14 protein-coding genes and 2 pseudogenes are annotated in these 18,296 nt (G+C 65.3%); 9 read left to right on the top strand and 7 right to left on the bottom strand.

Going from position 1 to position 18,296, the window contains the following annotated elements:
- The first annotated feature begins 253 nt into the window (after positions 1 to 253).
- The 4 genes from ACFVJ3_RS41380 (at position 254) to ACFVJ3_RS41365 (ending at position 5,310) form a co-directional block, all read left to right on the top strand.
- On the top strand, positions 254 to 1,639 hold the full coding sequence (locus ACFVJ3_RS41380; protein WP_378457582.1) for an MFS transporter: 1,386 nt from the start codon (positions 254 to 256) through the stop codon (positions 1,637 to 1,639).
- Between the two features lie 72 nt (positions 1,640 to 1,711).
- On the top strand, positions 1,712 to 3,142 hold the full coding sequence (locus ACFVJ3_RS41375; protein ID WP_378457581.1) for an aromatic amino acid lyase: 1,431 nt from the start codon (positions 1,712 to 1,714) through the stop codon (positions 3,140 to 3,142).
- A 34-nt stretch (positions 3,143 to 3,176) separates the two neighbouring features.
- Complete coding sequence (locus ACFVJ3_RS41370) at positions 3,177 to 4,424, top strand: NAD(P)/FAD-dependent oxidoreductase (RefSeq protein ID WP_378457580.1); 1,248 nt, start codon at positions 3,177 to 3,179, stop codon at positions 4,422 to 4,424.
- Positions 4,425 to 4,605: 181 nt separating this feature from the next.
- Positions 4,606 to 5,310 (top strand): hypothetical protein, encoded by a 705-nt coding sequence (locus ACFVJ3_RS41365; protein WP_378457579.1) that lies wholly within the window; start codon positions 4,606 to 4,608, stop codon positions 5,308 to 5,310.
- Between the two features lie 111 nt (positions 5,311 to 5,421).
- Here the strand turns inward: ACFVJ3_RS41365 and ACFVJ3_RS41360 are convergent.
- Positions 5,422 to 6,443, bottom strand: a pseudogene (locus ACFVJ3_RS41360) (aldo/keto reductase).
- 208 nt (positions 6,444 to 6,651) lie between these two features.
- On the opposite strand from ACFVJ3_RS41360, the gene ACFVJ3_RS41355 reads away from it, so the two are divergent.
- The 3 genes and pseudogenes from ACFVJ3_RS41355 to ACFVJ3_RS41345 form a co-directional block, all read left to right on the top strand.
- Complete coding sequence (locus ACFVJ3_RS41355; protein ID WP_378457578.1) at positions 6,652 to 7,494, top strand: helix-turn-helix transcriptional regulator; 843 nt, start codon at positions 6,652 to 6,654, stop codon at positions 7,492 to 7,494.
- A gap of 238 nt (positions 7,495 to 7,732) precedes the next feature.
- The gene (locus ACFVJ3_RS41350) at positions 7,733 to 8,140 is read left to right on the top strand and encodes a YciI family protein (protein WP_378457577.1); all 408 of its coding nucleotides are present in this window, start codon (positions 7,733 to 7,735) and stop codon (positions 8,138 to 8,140) included.
- 140 nt (positions 8,141 to 8,280) lie between these two features.
- Positions 8,281 to 8,664, top strand: a pseudogene (locus ACFVJ3_RS41345) (GyrI-like domain-containing protein); the annotation flags it as partial.
- An 86-nt stretch (positions 8,665 to 8,750) separates the two neighbouring features.
- Here the strand turns inward: ACFVJ3_RS41345 and dapA are convergent.
- Positions 8,751 to 9,656 carry a 4-hydroxy-tetrahydrodipicolinate synthase gene (dapA, locus tag ACFVJ3_RS41340; protein WP_378457576.1) on the bottom strand — a complete coding sequence of 302 codons (906 nt, stop codon included), beginning with the start codon at positions 9,654 to 9,656 and terminating at the stop codon, positions 8,751 to 8,753.
- Positions 9,657 to 9,958: 302 nt separating this feature from the next.
- Between dapA and ACFVJ3_RS41335 the strand changes: the two genes are divergently transcribed.
- Positions 9,959 to 10,216, top strand: a complete 258-nt coding sequence (locus ACFVJ3_RS41335) for a hypothetical protein (RefSeq protein ID WP_378457575.1) — start codon at positions 9,959 to 9,961, stop codon at positions 10,214 to 10,216.
- 764 nt (positions 10,217 to 10,980) lie between these two features.
- On the opposite strand, the gene ACFVJ3_RS41330 is transcribed toward ACFVJ3_RS41335, so the two are convergent.
- The 5 genes from ACFVJ3_RS41330 to ACFVJ3_RS41310 are packed head-to-tail and all read right to left on the bottom strand — an operon-like array spanning position 10,981 to position 16,669.
- Entirely contained in the window at positions 10,981 to 12,165 is a 1,185-nt protein-coding gene (locus ACFVJ3_RS41330) for an acyl-CoA dehydrogenase family protein (RefSeq protein ID WP_378457574.1), read from the bottom strand.
- Positions 12,162 to 12,995, bottom strand: coding sequence for a poly(3-hydroxyalkanoate) depolymerase (gene phaZ, locus ACFVJ3_RS41325; RefSeq protein WP_378457573.1), 834 nt, complete (start codon positions 12,993 to 12,995; stop codon positions 12,162 to 12,164). Before phaZ ends, ACFVJ3_RS41330 begins: the two co-directional genes overlap by 4 nt.
- Positions 12,992 to 13,444: a MaoC family dehydratase gene (locus tag ACFVJ3_RS41320; RefSeq protein WP_378457572.1), complete on the bottom strand. Its 453-nt coding sequence runs from the start codon at positions 13,442 to 13,444 to the stop codon at positions 12,992 to 12,994. Before ACFVJ3_RS41320 ends, phaZ begins: the two co-directional genes overlap by 4 nt.
- A 19-nt stretch (positions 13,445 to 13,463) precedes the next feature.
- Positions 13,464 to 15,155: a PHA/PHB synthase family protein gene (locus ACFVJ3_RS41315; protein WP_378457571.1), complete on the bottom strand. Its 1,692-nt coding sequence runs from the start codon at positions 15,153 to 15,155 to the stop codon at positions 13,464 to 13,466.
- A 2-nt stretch (positions 15,156 to 15,157) separates the two neighbouring features.
- Positions 15,158 to 16,669: a long-chain fatty acid--CoA ligase gene (locus ACFVJ3_RS41310; RefSeq protein WP_378457570.1), complete on the bottom strand. Its 1,512-nt coding sequence runs from the start codon at positions 16,667 to 16,669 to the stop codon at positions 15,158 to 15,160.
- Between the two features lie 145 nt (positions 16,670 to 16,814).
- Between ACFVJ3_RS41310 and ACFVJ3_RS41305 the strand changes: the two genes are divergently transcribed.
- Positions 16,815 to 17,996, top strand: coding sequence for a PucR family transcriptional regulator (locus ACFVJ3_RS41305; RefSeq protein WP_378457569.1), 1,182 nt, complete (start codon positions 16,815 to 16,817; stop codon positions 17,994 to 17,996).
- Positions 17,997 to 18,296: the final 300 nt, after the last annotated feature.

Below are 18,296 nucleotides of genomic sequence, written 5' to 3'. Positions count from 1 at the left end.
TTCAGGAACAGACCCCGCCTTCACTCGAACACAGACGGAAGACGCTCCCGCACGTCGTCCGTAGTGTTCGGAATCACAGTCGAGAACGTCGCACCGGTGCCCATGGACGCACCGACAGACCCTCGCCGGCTACGTCAACATGTCGGTTCTCTCGAACACTCGAACGGAGATTCCGGCGGGTGCACGGGCCGTAATCGGCGAGCTCGAGTGTCGCGACTGATGAATTCACAGCCTCTTTCCTGAAGGAGCCCCCGTGGCCACACACGCCCTCGATGACGCGAAACTCTCGCGGTTTCATCTGAAAACGACGCTCTACGGCAATGGCGGACATCTCTGCGATGGGTACATTCTCGGCGCCATTGTTCCCGCACTCCCCCTCTTCGCACAGTCTCATCCAATCGGTTCATTGATGAGCGGATTGATCGGTGCCTCCGCACTGATCGGCGTGTTCCTGGGGAGCTTGGTGTTCGGCTGGGTCACCGACAAGATCGGCCGCCGGCGCATGTTCGTCATCGACCTCGCATTGTTCGTCGTCCTCTCCCTGGCTCAAATTGCGGTCACTGACGCCGTCATGTTGCTCGTTCTCCGGGTTCTGCTGGGGATTGCGGTCGGAGCCGACTACACGATCGCCACGACCCTCGTGGCCGAGTTTTCGCCACGGAGATACCGGGCCACCCTCCTCGCGGTGGGGCCGGCGATGTGGACAGTCGGGTATGTCCTCGCGATTGTCGTCGGAACAGCGCTGGCCGAAGTCGGGGGTGACGACGCCTGGCGCTGGATTCTGGCAACCAGCGCAGTCCCCGCACTCATCCTGCTCGTTCTGCGCCGGAATACGCCCGAGTCACCGCGCTGGCTGGCTCAGAACGGACGGGCAGAGGAGGGCCTCGCGATTCTGCGGAAGCACGTCTCCCCGACCGCAACCCTCGCCGACCTCGCCGAGGAGGAGGAAGCGGAATCGTCTGGTTCACTGCGCGACGTGTTCGCCGCACAGCACCGCAAGCGTCTGGCATTCGCGTGCCTGTTCTGGTTCTGCCAGGTCGTTCCCTATTTCGCCGTCTTCACCTTCCTCCCCACAATCCTCGAATCACTCGACATCGAATCAGGCTTCTGGCAAACCACGAGTGTCAACTTCTTCCTTCTGATCGGCGGCGTCGTCGGCATCGTCACGATCGGCAAGATCGGTCGACGCCCCTACACCCTGATCTCCTTCGCACTCCTGACCGCATCGACACTGGCAATCGGCCTCTGGCAGAGCGCCCCCGCGGGCTATGTCATCGCTCTCTTCGCACTGTTCGCACTCATCTCGTCGGCGATGGCCGCACTCGACACCGCCTATCCCAGCGAACTGTTCCCGACCAGCATCCGCGCATCGGCGACCGGAATCTGCGTGTCCTTCAGCCGAATCGGGGCAGCGATCGGGACGCTTCTGCTGCCGGTAGGAATCGAGAAGTTCGGAGCACACGGGGCCACGCTGATCACCGGTGGTGTGGCTGGTGTCGGTTTTCTGATCAGCATCGCCTGGGCACCGGAAACCGCGGGCCTGACCCTCGCACAGGCCGCAGCCGACACCGCGGAAACGCCGCAAGAATCCGCCAGCGGCAGTCCTGACAGCAACTCGCCGTTCGTCTCTCAGGCGTAACCCGAACCGACGCCGTCGGTCAGCCGACCGACCGGCGCCATCACAGCCCAACTCTCACTCGGAGGAACCTTCATGACTGTGCTCATCGACAGTAGCGACGACCTCACCCTCGACAACATCGCTCGGGTGGCCTGGATGGGAGAGCCGTGCAGCATCAGCGATCGCGCACTGAGTGTCATCCGGTCCCGTCGGCAAGAGTTCGTCGACTTCGTCGAACAGAACGCGGATCGTCATCTCTACGGAATCACCACCAGACATCATGTCGGCGCGAAATCCGTTCTCGGCGAGGATGGCCGCGCGGAGTTCGCCACCCGGCTTCCGTCGACACCCGCCACCGTCGGCCCGCGGCTGCCTGAACGCCTCCTCCGCGCCGTCGTTCTTGCACGGCTCGCAGACGTGCTGAACGGGACGGCGTGCCTGCGGGTGGAAACTGTGCACCGGCTACTCGACCTGCTCGAAACCGATCTCCCACCGGTTCCAGCCCGCGGAAACGGCGAGCCAGGCGACATCATCCCCCTGGGTCACCTGCTCCGGACCCATTTCGACGGAACGCTCGAGATCGGCGAGGGGATGGCACTCATCAATGGTTCCCCAGTGGCTGCGGCGGCCCTGGGAGACGCAGCACTGGCCGGACGGCATCGAATCACCGTCATGGAACAGATGATGGCGCTGGGCGCGGTGGCGATCCATGCCCCGGCGGCTCACTACGCCCCCGAGCTCGAGGCCGCCTGGCGCGACGAACACCAGGCCGAAGCCATACACAACATCCGCCGACTCATCGAGACCGACGACCACTCATCCGAACTCCCCTATCAAGCGCCGGTGTCCTTCCGCAGTGGGCCCCGCGTCATCGGGTGGGCACGGCGGGCGCAGGCAGCCGCCGAAGAATGCGCCGAGATCGCGCTCTCGGCGTCATCGAACAACCCCATCTTCGTCGGCCCGGCTATCCATCCGCCCCTCGGTGCGATCCTGTCGAACGGCGGCTACCACAACCCGCTCGTCGCTCCGAGTCTCGATTCCCTCGCTCGCACGTGGGCCGATGTGTGCCAATTGGTTACGGCCCAAGTCAATCGAATCGTCGAAGATCCCCGCGGGCTTGTGGTTACCGAACCCGAATCCCAGGTCAGCTTGCTGTATATGACGTCAGCGGGATGGGCCGAAGAGGCGCGCGCCGCTGCCACGACGTCGCTGATCGGCCTGGGCGGAGCAGGTCAGACCGACACGGGGACACCCGACCTGCTTGCGTGGCGGAAGGCGCACGATGCCGGTGCAGCGCTCGACAACAATCTCGCCGTCCTCGGAGTCGTGTCCAGCCACGCACTCGCCCGCACGGGACAGCCAGTGCCACAACGGCTCGCCGCGCTCAGCCGGCAGATCCTTCAGCGATTCCCCGTCGGAAGCGCGCCCGTCGACTTCGGGGCACAACTCGAGTCGGTCGTCGACCTGCTCAGCCGACCCCGAGACGACGCGGCGACGGCCATTTCCGAGTTAGCCAATACCTGACTCTCTTTCACCGATAAACACGATGGGAGATGATATGACAGTCGCAGTGATCGGCGGCGGGGTCGTGGGAATGACTACAGCGTGGAGCCTTCGTCGGCGCGGTGAGGACGTCACTGTCATCGAACGCGGTTCGCTCGGCCAGTCGGCGTCGGGCGTCAATGCCGGTTGGATCACCCCCTCCCTGTCGACCCCCCTCGCCTCACCCGGTGTCGTCGGACTCGGACTCAAACACGCCTTCGACCCGAATGGCGCCTTGTCCATCCGGCCGCGTCTGGACACCGACTGGATCCGTTGGCTGTCGAAGTTCGCCCGAGCCTCCCGGCCCTCGGCGTACGAGCGCGGAGTCCGGGCATTGTTACAGCTCAATAGCCACACTCTCGAGTTGTTCGACGAGTTGCGCGATGACGGTGTCGATTTCGAGATGCACTCGGCCGGGTTGCTCGCGCTGGCACGGTCCTCCGACGGCCTGAAATGGTTCACCCAGCTGTTCGACCAACTGCTCCCGATGGGCTTCCCCGGCGGCGTCGAATACCTGTCCGGCGACGAAGCGCGTCGACGCGACGCTGCCGTGGGGCCCGGGGTGCAGGTTGCCGCCCACACCTCGATCGACCGACACGTCAACCCGGAATCCCTGCTCCGCGGTCTGCTCGAGAGGGTCACCGAAATGGGCGTTACCGTCCTCCAGCACACAGCCGTGGAGGCCGTCATTCCCGGAGGCGCGAGGTGGTCGATCAGAACGCCGGACCACTCCTTGGACGTCGACCGCGTGGTCATAGCGCTCGGTGCCGCGACAAACGCGCTTCTCACTCCCCTGGGTATCCAGTTGCCGATCATCGGGGCCAAGGGGTACTCGATCGACGTCCGGGGAGCCGGTACCTCCCCGCGCCATGCGCTGTACCTGATGGAACCGAAGCTGGGACTGAGCCCGTACCACGACGCGATACGCATCGCCGGCGCATTCGAACTACCTGCCCGCGACGAACGGGTCCCCGAGCGGCGGATCCGACGCCTCGTGGACCAGGTACACCCCTACTTGGCAGGATGGTGCACGGACGCAGATGTCGACATTCGTTCCGGTAGGGCCGGATTGCGCCCCGCCACACCGGACAGCCTGCCGTTCATCGGCCCGGTTCCCGGTCACCGCGGCCTCTACATTGCGGCCGGCCACGGCATGCTGGGTGTCACCCTGGCACCTGCCACAGCTGAGGGTATCGCCGAGATGGTCACCAACCGTCGCATCCCGGAATCAATGCTTCCTTTCCAGTTGGCAGGACGCATCTGATGACAGAAGCAGACTCAGTCGAGCGTCCGCCGGTGGACGAATGCCCCACTGTGAGCGAGATAATCTGGCCACAGGTACACGGAACGGACGGTGCGCGAATGTAAGCTCGTCGATCTCGGCGGACCTGGTCACTGACGGGACGCACGGATGACCACAGGATCGCAAGGGAGGACGTTTTCGAATGCGACGCGTCGTACGGGCGTTCTGGGGGCCGCGGCCGGAGCCGGTCGAAACGCTGGCGGAACGGTGGCGGCAGACGCTGGGGCAAGTCACGGAGCTGCTGCCAAGGGCCGCGTCGCCGGTGCGAGGCGAGTGGCGGCAGGTTCACGCGTCGGGACCGGATACCGCTTGTACGCCGGACGCGCTGACGGCGGTTCTCCTGGACGCGCAGGGCGCGGAGGCGTGGTCAGATCTGATCGGGACCGGATTGAGACTGATACACACCGGGGCGGACGGGTGGGCAGTGGAACTGTCCGGCGTGGCCGGTGGGACCCCGCAGTTTCTCCTGCAGTCGCTGGTGATGACGGTCGACGCGCCCGACGGCGCCGTCGTCCCCGAATCCGAACTGCTCGCGTTGCTTGCGTCGGTGTGGGAGCCGGACTTCGGCGACGTCAGCGACGACGCCATTCTCGATGCCCTCGAAGACGAAGCCGGATTCACCGTCGGCGATCCTATCGTCGGCCGGTTCGGCTATCTGTGTGCAGCCCGCGCAGCCCTGGTACCCGACGGCCTGGAGACGGTCCGTCAAGATATGTCAGACTGCGGCATGCTTCTGCACATCGCAGCGCTGGGCGACATCGACGCGGTAGTTCGCGTGTACGGCCGGCTACGGGACGCCGGCGCACTCGCGCCGCTGCCACGGCCGCTGGATCGGCCAACTCTGTGAAGGTCGTGCGACCACGATATCGTCGACGTGTCACCCGCACCGACCGCTGCCGTCTACGTGAATGACACTGCAGGCCAACAGAAGTGAGCGCAGGGTGGAAGGTCGACGCAGTCAGCCGGCGCTCCGTTCAGCGACGGGTCGACGACGCAGGGTCGGGCTCTCGATGGCGGGGGGCACATACGCCTGGTCGAGCGTGCCGACGTCGGTGCCGGGCGGGACGATCTCGTCGATCCGGTCGAGGATGTCGTCGGTGAGTGCGACATCGATGCCGGCGAGAAGGTCGTCGAGGTGGCTCATCGTGCGCGGCCCGATGATCGCGCTGGTGACGCCCGGGTGGGCGATCGTGAATGCCATCGCGAGATGTGTCATCGGCATTCCCCCCTCTTGCGCGAGTGGGATGAGCTGCTCGACGACGTCGAGGCGATGGGCGTCGGTGAGGTGTGTGAAGAAGGCCGCACGGCGCAGGTCGTTGTTCTGCCCCTTGCGGACGCATCCGGTGAGCAGCCCCTGCGCGAAGGGACCCCAGACCAGCGTGCCTATCCGTAGCGTTGCGCGACTGGCAGCACCTCGCGTTCGATTGCCCGGTTCAGCAGCGAGTACGGCGGCTGCTCGGTACGGAACCGTGCCAGACCGCGCCGCTCGGCAACCCACTGGGCCTCGACGATGTCGGACGCGGGCATCGTGGACGTTCCGATCGCGCGGACCTTGCCGCTGCGGATCAGGTCGGTGAGCGCCGAGAGGGTGTCCTCGATGTCAGTGCTGGGATCCGGTCGCTGGATTTGGTAGAGGTCGATGCGATCGGTCTGCAGGCGGCGCAGCGAGTTTTCGACCGCGGTCACGATCCAGCGCCGCGAGGCGCCCTGCTGGTTGGGGTCGTCCCCCATGGGGCGGCTCACCTTGGTCGTGAGGACGACGTTGTCACGACGCCCCCTGAGTGCCTGGCCCACGACCTCCTCCGAGTCGCCGTAGGCATCGGCGGCATCGATGAAGTTGATCCCCGCGTCCAGTGCCTTGTGGATGATGCGGGCCGAGTCGTCGGGGTCGGGGTTGCCGATGGCCGTGGCGAACATCAATGTGCCGAGCGCGTAGGGGCTGACCTTGATCCCGGTCCGGCCGAGCGTGCGGTACTGCATGGTCCACACCTTTCATAGTGGGGTATTCGGTTCCTGGTCGGCGCTCCGGGCGGGGGTGATCACCCCTGCCGAGTCTGCGCCGGTGCTCGCAGGTTTCGAGGCTCTGACTTCCAGGATGCGGCCATGTCGATGACGGCGGGAGAGACGTCGATATCCGGGGACCCGCCGTCCCTGGCTGCGCCCGATGTCCTTCGGTCATGATGGTGGCGTGGACAGAATCGAGCTGGCCGACTTCCTTCGCCACTGCCGGGCCCGACTCACCCCCGCCGCCGTGGGATTGCCTCAGGGCACACGGCGGCGCACCCCGGGTTTGCGCCGCGAAGAGGTGGCGCAGCTGGCAGGCATGTCCGCCGACCACTACACGCGACTGGAGCAGGCCAGGGGCTCACACCCGTCTCGCCAGATGCTCGCTGCCGTCGCCCGTGCGCTCAGGCTGACCAGCGACGAACGCGACCACCTGTTCCATCTGGCCGGTGAAGAGCCCTCACGAGACCGGCCGGCCACAGAACACGTTCGCCCCGGCCTCCTCCTCGTCCTCGACCGGCTGGTCGACATCCCCGCTCAAGTGGTCAGCGACCGCGGCGACATCCTTGCGCAGAACGCCATGGCCAAAGCGCTCACCGGTGACGCATCGGCCCGTCCCCCAGCGCAGCGCAACGTCGTGTGGCGCTATTTCACGGATCCGTCTGCGCGCCAGCTCTTTCCCGCCGAAGACCGCGACAACGCCGCCCGCACGGCAGTAGCGGACTTGCGCGCCACGCTCGCCCGGCGTCCGGATGACGCACGGCTGGCGAAACTCGTCCGCGAGCTCCGCGTCAGGAGCGAAGAGTTCTCCGCGCTGTGGGACACCCACCACGTCGCCGTACGCCGCGCCGACACCAAGCGCTTCGTGCACCCAGCCGTCGGCCCACTGGAGCTCGACTGCGAGGTACTCCTCAGCCCAGAGCACGACCAGCGTTTGGTCGTCTACACCGCCCGCCCGGGCAGCGACTCCCACGAGCGGCTCGAACTGCTCCGCGTGGTCGGCTTGCAGGACCTGACCCGTAACTGAGACGCCACCCGAGACAACGACTCATCTGCCGAACATGCCGTCGTACTTGTCGGCAACGATCAGACGATGGATCTTCAACCACACTCCGCCGGCGAGGAGTGCCCCGAAACGGTCACCAGGGTTCATCGACGAGACCTCGAAAATATCTCTGGCGGCGATGTCGAGAATTCCCCACTGGATCCGTCTCCACAATGAACCCGACCACAATGGGCCGCACCACCACCAAGGAGAAACACAAATGGCCAAGTATCTTCTGCTCAAGCACTACCGCGGCGCCCCGGCTGCGGTCAACGACGTGCCGATGGACCAGTGGACGCCGGAGGAGATCTCGGCCCATATCCAGTACATGCAAGACTTCGCAGCCCGACTCGAAGGCACCGGCGAGTTCGTCGACGGTCAAGCGCTCGCCCCCGACGGAATGTTCGTCCGCTACGACGGCGAGGGTCGCCCACCGGTCACCGACGGCCCTTTCGCCGAGACCAAAGACCTCATAGCCGGCTGGATGATGATCGACGTCGACAGCTACGAACGCGCCATCGAGTTGGCCGGGGAGCTGTCGGCCGCCCCAGGGGCGGGCGGGAAGCCGATCCATGAGTGGCTCGAACTCCGCCCGTTCCTCACTGCGCCGCCCACCATCACGGACTGACCGCGAGATCCTCCTCCCGCCCGTCACCCTGAACGTGATCACCGATCCTCGGCCGCCGCGGACTCCACCTCGCGGCGGCCGAGGCCGTGCGCGCCCGAACGGCACCCCCGCAACCTGCGCGTGAGGTGTTCTCATACTCATCCATGGATTCCTTCACCACGGTGCGGGACAAGTCGCGATGGAACTGGACGATGATAATCATGACCCCGAACTGGGTCGACCAGACCATGTTCACCACCGCTGTCGACAGGCCGGTGCCAAGAACCGCCCGGCACGTCTCGACGACGTCCGACTCGAAGCGCTGAGCGAAGGACGGTGTGTGCAGACACTGCACGCCGGCTCCTTCGACGACGAAGCAACCGTGCTCGCACAATTGCATGACGAGTTCATCCCCAAGCAACGGACTACATTTTTCCCGCAAGCACCACGAGATCTACCTCAGCGATTTCCGCAAGGTCGCGCCCGAGAAGCAACGCACCATCCTCAGACAACCAATCACCGCCGGTCCCGTCTCCGACACCTGACGCCCATTCAGCGCGTGACGCTCTTCCCGCATGCCGCTCATTTCCCGGACAGCGTGGCGACAGCTCTGAGTGCATGCTCAGTTTTGTCAGTGCAGCAACCCCGAAGCGAACAGCCCCGTCCGCAGCGCCTCGTACTCGCCGTCGTCGAGGGCAAGTAGCGGGGACCTCACGGTTCTGTTCTCCAGAACACCGAGCAACTGCAGCGCCCCCTTGACCGTCGTCGCGCCGTAGTTGGGGACACCCATGACCGCGCGCAACGCCGGTTGCAGGCGGGCATTGATCTCCCGTGCGGCTACGACGTCCCCCAAGAAGAAGGCGTCGATCATCGTGCGGATCTCGTCGCCTGCCACGTGTCCGAGAACAGAGACAACCCCGCACGCCCCATACGCCAGGAAGCCCAGAGTGAGGCTGTCGTCTCCCGAGTAGACCGCATAGCCCAATTCGCGCAACATGATCGCCTGAGTGGGGTCTCCAGCGGCATCCTTCACCGCGACCACGGACGGCCAGTCCGCCATCACCTCGAATGTCGACGGTGCCAGCTTGGTACCGGCCCGGCTGGGAATGTCATAGAGCATGACGGGCGCATCGACTGCATCCACGACGTACCGAAAGTGCTGCAGTACACCGCCCTGGCTCGGCTTGTTGTAGTACGGCGTCACCAGCAGCAGCCCGTCAGCACCGTGCGTGACAGCCTGCCTCGCCAACTCCAGCGTGTGCCGTGTGTCGTTCGTTCCCACCCCGGCAATGATCTTCGCGCGGTCCCCCACCGCATCCTTGACCACTCGCAGAATCCGACCATCCTCGGCGGTGGTAGTCGTGGCCGACTCACCGGTTGTCCCCGAGACGACAAGTCCGTCGTGTCCATGATCGACCAGATGAACGGCGATCCGAGCCGTCGCATCCTCATCGATCTCGCCGTCCACGGTGAACGCCGTAGCCATCGCGGTAAGTACGCGCCCGAACGGAGCCACCGGCGCTGACGGAACGGTCATCGGCCCAGTGTAAGGCGACGAACCGGCGACAACCCGCCAAAAACCAGTTTCCAATGTCGGGTGGGTCGCCGACCGTAACCGCAGCGACCGCGGAAGCACCGACCGCAACGATGCCGAGCACAGCGGCGGTCCCTGCCGAAAGTCCCTCACCGAAACGCGGTTCGGGTGAAACCGCTGGTCATGATGGCGACGCGAACCACCCCATCTGGTCAGTGCCGGCCGGCCACCGCGGGCCGCGGTCCGGGGAGGCCACATCGGGCAGCGAGTGACCCAGTCGTAGCAGCCAGGAGGCGGCCGGTTCATTGATCAGCTACGCTTTCAGCCGTCAACCTGCGGGCGCCGGCCGGGATGGTGTTGCCGCCGGTGGGGTCCATTACGCGCGATTCAACGGAAAGTTCGTGGTCACGATGGTGATGCTGGTTCTGCACGCGGTGGCGGCACTGCTCGTGCTGTTCTTCAGGGCGCTCTCCCGCCCCGCATCCGGTCACCGAACGATCGTGACCGACGGATTCGACGACCACTACGAACAGCTCACCGACACCGCACCACGCCACGGCTGAGAAACGCGCACTCAACGGGTGTCCTGAACCTACCCGGGGCAGACACCGCTGCCGGGCCGAGAGCAACAGGTCGCCGAGCAGAGCTGAGACCCGATCGCTGATGCCGTCGCCGCGGCGTCGATGGTGGTACCCGATCGAAACAGTGCGGCGACTGATGCGGAACCCCGCAGGGCCGATGATCTGGGGCGCCCCGACAAACAAACGAACCGGTCCCGGAGACCGCGCCTGCCGGCGGGTCATGACCCGATCAGCGCGGCCAGCTGCGCCGCAGCATCGCGCTCGGCGAACGACGGCACGAAATCTCCCTCATCCACCGAGTTCACAACGCCAAGCCTGCGCCCCAACGACCACCCCGGTCAAAGCCACACCGTCGCCTGGTAACGCGCACGAGCACATGGGATCGACCGCAAATTCACTTTGCAGACAATCGATTCGACGGTCAGTGCGTGCCCGCCAGGTCTCGATTGGGCCCGCCGCTGCCGTTTTCACAGAGGACCTCGGTGGGTCCGTACGGTGCGCAATCGCCTTCACGTGCGCGATATCGAACCGGACAGTTGAGATATTCTGGGCGGGCGTCCGTTCACATCCGGCGTGCAACCGATGAGCTTGTTTCATCCCCGTGGTCGTGGTTCGTGGCCCGATCATCGGCGGGGCTACAGGTTCGCACTCGGTGACGGCGACCGTCACCGAGGACGCGACTGTCCGGGTCGGGTTCTTGCTGGGCACAGGCGCGAGGACGGCGCTGAGTCGGCGCAAGCGAGTCGTCACACGAAAGCGCTTCGTCCGGTTAACGACCGTCCGACGATCAGGGTATTCATTTCCCTGGTTCCCTCGTACGAATAGATCGCTTCCGCGTCGGCGACGAATCGGCCCACGTTGTGTTCCAGAAGTATTCCATTGCCGCCCATCAGCTCCCGCGCCCAGCCGACAGTTTCACGCATGCGGACCGTACAGAACGCCTTGGCGAGCGATGAGTGCCGGTCTTCGGCGTCCCCTTGGTCCTGCAACTGGGACAGCCGTGCACACATAGCCAAGGACGAGGTGATGTTCCCGAGCATTCGCACCAGCAAGTCCTGCACGAGCTGGAAGCCGCCGATCGGCCGGCCGAACTGTTCACGGGCGCAGGCGTATTTCAGCGCGTTCTCGTACGCGCCGCGCGCGCATCCGACCGCCATCCAGGCCACGCCCGCGCGTGTCACTCGTAGCACCTCGGCGGTGTCCTTGAACGTGTTCGCGCCTTGCAGGCGGTTGCACTCCGGAACCCGCACGTTGTCGAGTGTGATGAGCGCGTTCTGCACGATCCGCAGGGCGATCTTGTGCTCCTGCTTGTCCGCCGTGAATCCGGGCGAGGAATTCTCGACGACAAATCCCTTCACCTGGCCGTCGGCGACGTCCTTGGCCCAGATCACCGTGAGATCGCCGAAGGTCGCGTTGCCGATCCATTTCTTCTGCCCGTTCAGGGTCCAGGTGTCACCATCGCGTTCGGCAGTCGTGGTGAGCCCGCCCGACGCACCGGAACCGACGTCGGGTTCGGTCAGCCCGAAGGATCCGATCGTCTCGTACTGTGCCATCGAGGGGAGGAAGCGTTCGCGTTGTTCGTCCGAACCGCACAGGTAGATCGATCCCATGGCCAGGCCGCCGTGCACGCCGTTGAAGGTGGCGATCGAGGAATCCGTGCGGGCCAGCTCCATCGCAATCATCCCGTCGAGCAAGTAGCTCCGCCCGGCACAGCCGTAGCCCTGGTAAGGCACACCGGCGATGCCGAGTTTCCGGAGTCCGGGCACGATCTCGAACGGGAAGGTTCCCGCATTCCAATGTGTGTTGATGATCGGGTCGACCTCGGTGGTCATGAAATTATGCACGGAGTGCAGCATTGCGCGCTCGGAGTCGGAGAGCATCTGTTCGAATGCATAGAAATCCGATGTGTCGGTGTTCGGATTCGGGCTCATGGGCTTACTCCTGGGTCGTGAAGGAAGGTGGTGATCACCGGCGCGAGTTCGGTGGCATTGGTGACCAGGTCGATGTGTCCGCCGGAGTGCAGATGCATGGTTGCGTGCGGCAACAGCTGATTCATGATTCGGGCGTTGACAACTGGCACGATCGGGTCGTCGGTACCCGCGACAAGGAGGGTCTGCTGCCTGATCGCGGGCAGCAGGGGCAGGCTCGTCCACACCGCTCCGGCAAGCAGTTGATGGACGTACCCGATCTTCGATCCGGCGTGCAGCTGCTGCAGGAAGAGCGCGGCGACGTCGTCGCCCTGCCGGCGCACCGTACCGCCGTACAGGTCACCGGCGATCGAGGCCGCGTAGGCCGGGTCGCGGAACCGGCGCGGTGTCAGCATCTTGGCCAGCACCCGCGGCATGCCCGGAACCATCAGTGCGCCGGTGCCGGTCGCGGCCAAGACCAGTCGCCGGCACCGGCGCGGATTCTGGACGGCGAACTGCTGTGCCAGCGCGCCGCCCCAGGACAACCCGAGCACGTCGACGACGCCGAGGCCGAGTTTGGTCAGCACCCGCCCCAGCACCCACGCCAGGTATGCAAACCCGTAGGGAGCAAGCGACGCGGGCGATCCGCCGGTGCCAGGAACGTCGAACCGAACCACGGTGATCTCCGGATCCAGCTGAGCCACCAACGGATCGAGCACCTCGTAGCTAGCCCCGATGCCGTTGCACAAGACCAGCGGCACACGTCGGGCGTCGGCGGATCCGGGCCGGATGCTGACCCGGATCCGCTGACCGGCGGCCGCGACGTATCTCTCGGCCTCGATGGCCGCGTTCATCGGTACAGCACCACGACGTCGGCGATGCAGGCCGGGCGTTCGGTGCCGTCGACCTCGTAGGTCAGTCCGTACACGACCTCGACGCCGGCGGGCTTGTGCTGGGCCGACGTGACGGTCACCGTTGCCCGGAGTTTGGCACCGACCGGCACCGGCGCGGGGAACCGCACCTTGTTCAGCCCGTAGTTCAGCGCGGCCTGCACGTTGTCGATGGTCAGGACGTCGGCGAGCACTCGCGGCGCCAACGAGAGCGTCAGGTAGCCGTGCGCGACAGTCCCCTTGAACGGTCCCAGGGCCGCGCGCTCGGGGTCGGTGTGGATCCATTGGTGGTCGCCGGTCGCGTCGGCGAAACGGTTCACCTGGTCCTGGCGGACGTCGTACCACGCCGTGGTTCCGAGAGTTTGTCCGGTCAGGTCGAGCAGGTCCGTCGGGTTGCCGATATGTGTGGTCATCGTCTTCTCTCAGGTGGTGTCAGTTCTGGTGCACGTAGGTGCCGGGCGCCGGGGCGACGGGTGCATAGCCCGGGCCGCCCAGGGTTTGCGGTGCGTCGACTTCGGGGCCGCTGCGGTCGGCCAGCCAGCTGTTGTAGTCCGGCCACCACGAGTCGGTGGTCTGCTCGGCCGTCTGCACCCAGTCTTCGGCCGTGTCCTGATCGACGTGGCCGATCCGAAACGAGGCCCTGGGGTTGCCCGGCGGGTTGACCAGTGCCGCGATGTGGCCGCTCGACGAGAGGACGAACCGGTTGTCCTTGCTGCCGAGCAGCCGGGCACTGCGGTAGCAGGCCTGCCAGGGTGAGATGTGATCGGCGACGCCGCCGATGACGTACGAGTCCGCGGTGACCTTCGACAGGTCGACCGGGGTTCCCAGCATGCTCACCGCCCCGGGGGTGGTCAGCGCGTTGCGTAGCCCTATCAGCACCAGGTCCCGGTGCAGCGCGGCCGCCATCCGGGTGGTGTCGGCATTCCAGAACAGCACGTCGAAGGCTGCGGGCGGGCGGCCCTGCACGTAGTTGTTCACCCAGTACCGCCACACCAGGTCAGTCGGTCGCAGCCACGCGAACACCTCGGCCATCGCCCGTCCGTCGAGGTATCCCTTGGACCTCGACGCTCGGATGGCGGCCTGCGCTGCTCGCTCGCTCATTGCGGCCGAGGCGAAGCCGGCTCTGCTCTGGTCGAGCACCGTGACGGCGAGCGTGAGTCCGGCGATCCGATCTCCCTCGCCGATCTCGGCGAGATGGGCCGCGGTCATGGCGGCGAGGATGCCGCCGGAGCAGGTCGCCAGCAGGTGCGCGCTGTCGGTCCCGGCGATCGTCTGCACCGCATCGAGCGCCTCGATGATCGCCGCGCCGTACGTGTTGACATCCCAATCACGATGCCGGGCTTGGGGATTGCGCCACGAGATCGCGTAGAGTTGCTGGCCCTGCTGCAGGAAGTACTCGATCATGCTGCGACCGGGAGCGATGTCCATGATGTAGTACTTGTTGATTACCGGCGGGATCATCAGCAGCGGAGTCGAGCGCACCTTCGGTGTCTGCGGCGCGTAGTGAATCAGCTCGAACGCCCGGGTCTGCAACACCACCGCCCCCTTGGTGGTGGCGACGGTCTCGCCGACGGCGAACGCGTCGGGATCGACCATCGCCGGAATCCTGGGCTGGGACAGCATGTCGCGGGCGAAGGCTTTCAGTCCGCGCACGGCGCTCAGTCCGCCGGTGTCGATCAGTGCTTTCCAGCCGACCGGGCTGATCAACGGGTTGTTGGTCGGCGCCAGCCCCTCGACGATGTTGTCGAGAACGAACCGCATCTTCTCCGCGTCTCGCCAATCCAACTGGGCATCGTCGAACAGCTTGTCGGCCGTGTCCGCCCCCGCCAGGTACGCCTGCATCGTTCGCTTGAGCAGGGGATTGCCCTGCCATGCCGGATCGACGAAGCGTTTGTCACCCTTCGCTGGGACACGTTCGCAGGTCCCGACGGCGATCGTGCCCAGTTCGCGGGCCAGGGCGGTGCCACGGTGCGCGAGGGTGCGCTGCCGTGTGGTGAGATTGACCCCGAAGCGGGCCCATGCCCCATTCGGGAGCATTCGGCCGACGAATCCTCGAGTGGAGCTGGTCAGCAGCAGGTCCAACGGCGCGGCGAGCGCGTCCGGACTGTTGGTCGGGTTCGTCATGACTACTTGGCGCTTTCGGTTGTCGGAACGGCCACCTCGCGGCGGAGAATCTTGCCTGTCGCTCCCTTCGGGAGACTGTCGACGATCCACACGCGGCGCGGGTACTTGTAGGCGGCAACTCGCTGTTTGACGAAGTCGCGCAGTTCGCTGGGATCGACCCGTGCACCGTCCTCGAGGACGACCGCAGCGCCGATCTCCTCGCCGAGTGAGTCGTGCGGAAGACCGATGACCGCAGCCTCGACCACCACCGGATGCTCGTAGAGCACCTCCTCGATCTCCCGGGGGTAGACATTGAAACCACCGCGGATGATCAGGTCCTTCTTGCGGTCGACGATGTAGAAATAGCCGTCTTCGTCGACCTTGCCGACGTCACCGGTCGAGAACCAGCCATCGGCCGAGAGGGCTGACGCCGTGGCGTCCGGCAGGTTCCAGTACCCCTTCATCACGTTGTGTCCCCGAATCTGGATCTCGCCGAGCTCGCCCTGCGGGACCTCTTGGCCCACCAGGTCGACGATTCGCATCTCGACACCCTCGACCGGGGTACCGATCGACCCGGGTTTGCACTCGCGGTGCGGGTGGTTGAAGGAGGCTACCGGGGAGGTCTCGGACAGCCCGTAGCCCTCGAGAATCGTGGCACCGAACATCTTCTCGAAATCGGTGAGAACCTGAACCGGCAGGGAGGCGCCGCCGGATACGCAGACTCGGAGGGTCTCGGTCGCCGACGAAGGAAATCTCGTCGCCTCACCGAGCAGCGCCGAGTACATCGTCGGCACGCCCTCGAACACGGTGACTGCGTCGCGTTCGATCACCTCGATGGCTTTGTGCGGATCGAATCTGGGGATCAGTGTGAGCGTCGCGCCCGCCGACACCGACGTGTTCAGCCCGCAGGTCAGCCCGAAGACGTGAAAGAGCGGCAGGCACCCCATCACGACGTCGTCGGACCCCAGTTCGATAAGGGTGCGCGCGGCGACTTGCTGGTTGCGGTTGAGGCCGCCGTGGGTGAGCTCGGCCCCCTTCGGCTTGCCGGTCGTCCCCGACGTGTGCAGGACGACGGCGGTATCTGCGTCGTCGCGGTCGACCGGACTCGCTTGTTCGGGCAGATCCGCCGTCAGTCTCACCAGATCGGCATCGTCTACCAGCCAGCATTTCGCTCCGGCGCCCGCGGCGCCGGCGGTGGCCTCCGCGGCGAACGCCGGTGTCGCGAAGAGCGCCGTCGCACCCGTGTTGGAGAGATAGAACTCGATCTCGCGGGATTTGAGCAGCGGGTTCATGGGGACCGCGACGGCACCACTGCGCAGGATGCCGTAGAAGGCCAGCGCGAACGCCGGCGTATTGGGCAGCATCAGCCCGACCCGCTCGCCGGGCCCGATGCCTTCGCGGTCGAGAAAGGTGGCGACTCGCGCGGCCGCCGCATCGAACTCGGTGAAGGTAAATTCCAGATCATCGCAGCGAAGCGCCACCGAATCGGGGTAGTTTCGCGCTGAGACAACAAGATTCAGACTCAGATTGGACAAGAGAACCTCCGGTGACTGTTGGCGTTTTGCCGGTAATTCAAGGGTGACTCCCGGCGCAGCCTGAGTCGATGGTGGCGGGAACAACGTCGATGGGCCGCCGGTGTGTGCGCTCACAACCGGCGTTCATCGGGCCTATCGTGTCCGTATGGAGGGACAGACCGATCCGCTCATCGTCGAACTCGCCGTCGCGATGCTGGCCCGTGCCGACCAGCTCGGTGCTGCGCTCGCCTCGGTCATCCGTCGCGACATCGACCACTACCGGTCGAACACCCTCGTGACCAACGACGAGATCCAGCGCAGCTGCACCGCGAACCTGACCTTCGTCTTTCATTTGCTGGCCGGAGACACCGAGATGGACGTCTCCGCAGCGGAAGCAACCGGGACAGCCCGGGCACTGGCTGGGGTCCCGCTGCCGGCAGTGATGGCGGCATTCCGGATCGGCTTCCGATTCATGTGGGAGAATACGGTCACCGAGGCGAGGAATCGCGACGTACCGCTCGACGCGATCCTGAACGCCACCTCGCAGATCCTCATCGCCCAGGACATGTTCACTCAGGCAATGACCGACGCCTACCGGCACCAACAAACGACTCAGGTCCTCCGCCGCGAGGAGGAGCGTTCGGCGCTGGTGGAAGCGTTGTTGTTCCGCCGCATCACCAACATACAGAGCCTGTGGGAGACAGCCGACCTCCTGCGATTGCCGACGGCTGGCCCGTATGTCGTCGTAGCAGCCCAGGTTCCCGCCATCGGCAAACTCGGCCTACCCGAAATCGCAAGCAAGCTCGACGTCCGCGACATCCGCTCAGCGTGGCGACTGCTGCCCGACCAACAGGTCGGAATCGTCTTCCTCCGTCGCCCCGACATCCTCCGCGAGCTGATCGATGTCCTCGACACCGCTGCCTCCTCGCGCGTCGGCATCAGCCCGCAGTTCGACGACCTCAGCGAGACCAGCGAAGCACTCCGACTCGCCCGGATAGCCATCGGCGAGAGACCGTCCGGCGACTCCTTGATCACGGTCTTCGACGGATCTCCGCTAGCTTTCGCCGCCGTCAGTGCACCCGAGGCCATGAAACGGATCGGGAAGTCCGTGCTCGGACCGATCGATCACCTGCCACCCGAGGAGCGCCAGATTCTGGTGGACACCTTCGCAGCATGGCTCGATGCCGGCGGTTCAGCGAACGAGACCGCTGCGAAGATCTACTGCCATCCGAACACTGTCCGGCATCGACTCCACCGCATCGAAGAGTGGACCGGCAAGTCGCTGTCACGGCCAAAAGATGTCGCCGAGCTCTGCCTGGCATTCGAGATCGACCGCCTGCTGCCCTGAGCGACCCAGCGCCACGCTGCCGCCACATGCAGCAGCACCTCGTCTCACCCTTATGCGATCAATTGGACGTCGATGCAGGGAACAGGCGCGCTCCGCGGGAACGAGCGGCGGCCTACGGGAAATCGGACTTTCGGGCACACTGCGGGGACGGTCACACGTCGACCCGAAGATCCGCTGCGCCAGGCAGCTCACTGTCGCCGACTCCGCCTAGAAGCCTAGAAGCGGCGTAGCCGGTTTTTGGGGTCAAGTTTGTGGTGTATGGGTCACGTTCGACTGCTTGATGTTTCATGCTGCGAGTTG

It is taken from the genome of Rhodococcus sp. NPDC127593 (assembly GCF_042671975.1).
Taxonomy (GTDB): Bacteria; Actinomycetota; Actinomycetes; order Mycobacteriales; family Mycobacteriaceae; genus Rhodococcus_F.
The sequence above is the reverse complement of the archived record's forward strand: the minus strand, read 5'-3'. Positions and strand labels throughout refer to the sequence as shown.